Below are 3,625 nucleotides of genomic sequence, written 5' to 3'. Positions count from 1 at the left end.
TCCCGCAACTCGGCGGCCTGTTCCACGGACAGCTCCATACCAAGAGACCCTGCCACACAAGATCAAGTAACGCTGACGGAATCACAAGACACTAGGTGCGCTGCCAGAGGGTGTAGTCACCGGCACGTGCGTACAGCCGTACCTGCTCCCCGTCGGCGTCGAGCGTGGGGTTGCTGCTCACGGTCCCGCCCAGCGACGACCGGTCGGACCGGTTGCCGAACGCGTCGCGCACCCGGGTCACGACCGAGTCGTCGTCGGTACCCCGGACGAAGACGTCCATGCCTCCCTACCCGGCCGGGTAGGCGACGGGCGCTCCCACGATCAGCGCGCGGGCCCGCCGAGATCGGTGGTCCGCGCGTCCCGATGGCCGTCGCGCCCGGCCTGCTGCCGCAGCGAATTGTCCGTACCCCGGGTGCACACACTCAGCCGGTCGCCGTCCCGGGCCAGGACGGGGCTCGCGTCGGACCGCACCCCCGACAGGGCCGACGACTGCCACCCCCGATCCGGCAGTAGCCGACCCTGCCCAGCGTGCCGGAGCACCGCGTCGCCACCCCGGGTGAGGAGACTCCGTCCTTCGGGAACCGATGCCGCCCACCACTCACACCTGCGGACGCACCACCGCCACCTCCCGGCAGGCCGACCCCGCACAAAGGTCCTGACATGCCACGGGCTGGAGCAATGGTCGGCCCGAAGCGCCGCAACGCGGCAAGATGGACCTCTTGACCACCTCATGTGCCAGGAGTCCCGCGTGTACAGGCTGTGTGAGTGGAGCCACCAGGACCGCCGTCCGCGTGCAGGCCACACAGTAGCTCCGTCCTGCGACCGGGCAGCGTCCGTGCTCGCGCCGCTCACTCCGCGACGGAGTGAGCGGTGAGGTGGCCGGGCCGCCCCGGGGCGGCGAGCGGCTCGGCAGCGCGGCTTGGCGGTGGGGGCCCGCAGGTGCCGGCCGCGCCCGCCTGGATGCGCTGGCTGCCCGCCTTCTACGTCGCGGGCATCCTGGTGATCGAACCCATTACGCCCGTGCAGTGGCCGGTGAGCTTCATGCTCATCGCTCTCCCCGTGATCGCCGCCTTCGCCCACGGCCCCGTTGCCGTCGCCGCCGTCACCGTGTTCGCGATCGCCTTCGAAGCGGTCCTGGCCGGCACCCCGTGCTGCGCGGGCCGCCCGGTGGCATACGTGTGGGAGCGCCACTACGTGGCCGCCTACCTGTGCACCGCTCTGCTCGGCGTTCTCGGAACAATTCTGGCTGCCCACCGCGTGCGCCGGGAACGCACCCTCGCCACGGTGCGTTTCGTGGCCGAAATCGCGCAGCGTGTCCTGCTCAGCCCGGTCCCTCACCGCATCGGCCCCATTCTGGTGGAAGACCTCTACCTGTCCGCCGCCGCCGAAGCACGCATCGGCGGTGACCTGTATGAGGCCGTCCCCACCACGTACGGACTCCGCCTTGTCATCGGCGATGTCCGCGGCAAGGGACTCCCTGCCGTCGAGACGGCCGCCACCCTCCTCGGCGCCTTTCGCGAGGCCGCCCACGACGAACCCGACCTCGCCGCCGTTGCCCGCCGGGCGGAGACGAGCATGAATCGCAGGGCCGCCCGCATGGCCGGAAACGACGTGGGTGAGCGCTTCGTCACTGCTGTCTTCGCGGAGATCCCCCGCCAGCACGTGGTCCGCATCGTCAACTGCGGCCACCCCCCGCCCCTCCTCATCAGCTCCGACGAGGTCACTGAGCTGGAGACTGCCGACCCCGCACCGCCCCTCAACCTCGGCATGCTCCTCACGGAGGCCTACCGCGTCGACGAATACCCCTTCCGCCCCGGCGAGCAGTTGCTGTTCTACACCGATGGTGTCACCGAAACACGCGACCCCACCGGGGCCTTCTACCCGCTCCGCCAACGTGTCCTCTCCTGGGGCCCCCTCCAGCCCCGGGAACTCCTCGATCGTCTCCATAACGACCTCCTCATGTACAGCAACAACCACCTCGACGACGACACCGCGGCCCTCGCCGTCTACCACCTGCCCGACGACTAGGGCCTGCCCGGCGGAGCGCGGCCCTGGCCGTATGCCCTCTGGGCCCCTGACCAAGGGCCCGGAGGGCATGCGTGTTCCGTGGCACGGGGACCGTCGCGGCGCTTCGCCTCCGGCTTCGCGCGTGACCCGTCAGACGCGGCCTCGGCTTGTCGGGCTCACCGTTCCGCGGCCCGCCGCGCGCCGGCTCCGGGGCGGCTCAGCAGGGGCGGGAGGAGGGACCGTTGAACCATGCCCAGATCGGCGTCCAGTCGCGGGTGTACAGGACGAGGTTGGTGTCGGCCTGGACCCGCAGCCAGGCCCCCTGATCGCCGCACCCGTTCGTGCCCGTGGCCCATATCGGGTTGCCCACGCCGTCGTAGAGGACGACGTTGCCGTCCCGCTGCATCCACAGCGACGGGTTCCAGGCACGGGTTCCAGGCACGGGTTCCGGTCTGCCACTTGGCCCGGTAACCCAACAGGCCGTCGTGGAAGTAGAGGACGACATTGCCGTCGCTCTGCATCCACAGCTCGTACCAGCCGGTCGGGTCGATGTTGACGGCGATGTACGTCCCCTGGGTGAGGCACTCGCCGGGGCTGAGGTAGTCGTGGTATCCCCAGCCCTGCGGGGGCGTGGTACAGCTGTAATCGGGGAACGCCTGCGTTGTCACGCCGCCCGCGGCCGACATCGGCTGCGAGAGGAGACCCTTCTGTCGGGCTTCTCGCAAGGTCGGAAGGCCCTTGAGAGGCGCGGACGGCAGCGTGGGGACCTTGGTGTCCCCCTTCTTCGGCCAGTCGGACTTGTCGGGCCCCGGGTGGGGCGTGCCGGCGGTCGTGTGCGAGGCCAGGTGCGAGCGGCCGGGGTGCGGCGACGCCTCGGCTCCGGAAGCAGTCGGTACACCGGTGGCGGTGAGCGCGATCGCGGCGAGCGCGACGCCCACCACAGTTCTTCTGAGGTTCATGCGGCCATATCACCGTATGGTGCTCAACAGCCGATCAACAGGTGATAAATGGGCTCCAGGCACATCATGGCGGCATGGGAAGGGCCGTGTCCGACTGATTCAGACGGCTTACGCCACTCACCCGAGATCCGCCGGACAGGCCCTAGCCTCGCTGTTTCGGATGCCGTGACGGGATGCTGATTGTCGTCAACTCGTTGGCGGCCGTGATGCTTTCGTTGTGTCGGCATGCCAGCTGGCCGACGCGGGGGCCGGAGTCTCCGGGGTGTTTCGGATCGCGGGCGGTCAGGGCAGTTGTCCGTCAGATGAGGCCCTGGGACGCTCTCAGGGTGAGCGGCGGGTTCCGGAACTCCCCGGTCCATGACCAGCATGTCTCCGACCTGGCTTCGTCGATCTCCGATGACTTGTTGGCCGCGAGACTGTCCGGCTTCCTCCGGGGCGTGCCTGACCCGATGCGAGAAACTCGGACTTTCTCCGGTACCGGTTCGAACCGTGTGCAGTCCGCCCGCTGCCCGGGCATGGCAACCAGGAACAGCCGGCGGCAGCGGCCGTTGCGCCCGAGTGGAGCTAGTACTCCAGCTGTAGATCGTGATCTTGCTGCTTGGCTGTGCGTCAGGAGCGTGGCAGGCGTCAGAGCGCCGTGCCGACTACGTCGCCGTCAG

The 3,625-nt window shown here is 69.4% G+C and carries 3 protein-coding genes; 1 reads left to right on the top strand and 2 read right to left on the bottom strand.

The window, feature by feature from the left end; genetic code table 11:
* Positions 1–91: 91 nt before the first annotated feature.
* A complete protein-coding gene (locus AB0915_RS38645) occupies positions 92–280 on the bottom strand; it encodes a hypothetical protein (RefSeq protein ID WP_366696018.1) in 189 nt (62 codons plus the stop codon).
* A 659-nt stretch (positions 281–939) separates the two neighbouring features.
* Here AB0915_RS38645 and AB0915_RS38640 point away from each other — a divergent pair.
* Complete coding sequence (locus tag AB0915_RS38640; protein WP_366696016.1) at positions 940–2,028, top strand: PP2C family protein-serine/threonine phosphatase; 1,089 nt, start codon at positions 940–942, stop codon at positions 2,026–2,028.
* Positions 2,029–2,183: 155 nt separating this feature from the next.
* Here AB0915_RS38640 and AB0915_RS38635 read toward each other — a convergent pair whose 3' ends face one another.
* Positions 2,184–2,966: a hypothetical protein gene (locus AB0915_RS38635; protein ID WP_366696014.1), complete on the bottom strand. Its 783-nt coding sequence runs from the start codon at positions 2,964–2,966 to the stop codon at positions 2,184–2,186.
* Positions 2,967–3,625: the final 659 nt, after the last annotated feature.

The sequence above is a fragment of the Streptomyces sp. NPDC048411 genome (assembly GCF_040704695.1).
Taxonomy (GTDB): domain Bacteria; phylum Actinomycetota; class Actinomycetes; order Streptomycetales; family Streptomycetaceae; genus Streptomyces.
Note: the sequence above shows the minus strand (reverse complement) of the source record. Positions and strands in the feature narration are given on the sequence as shown.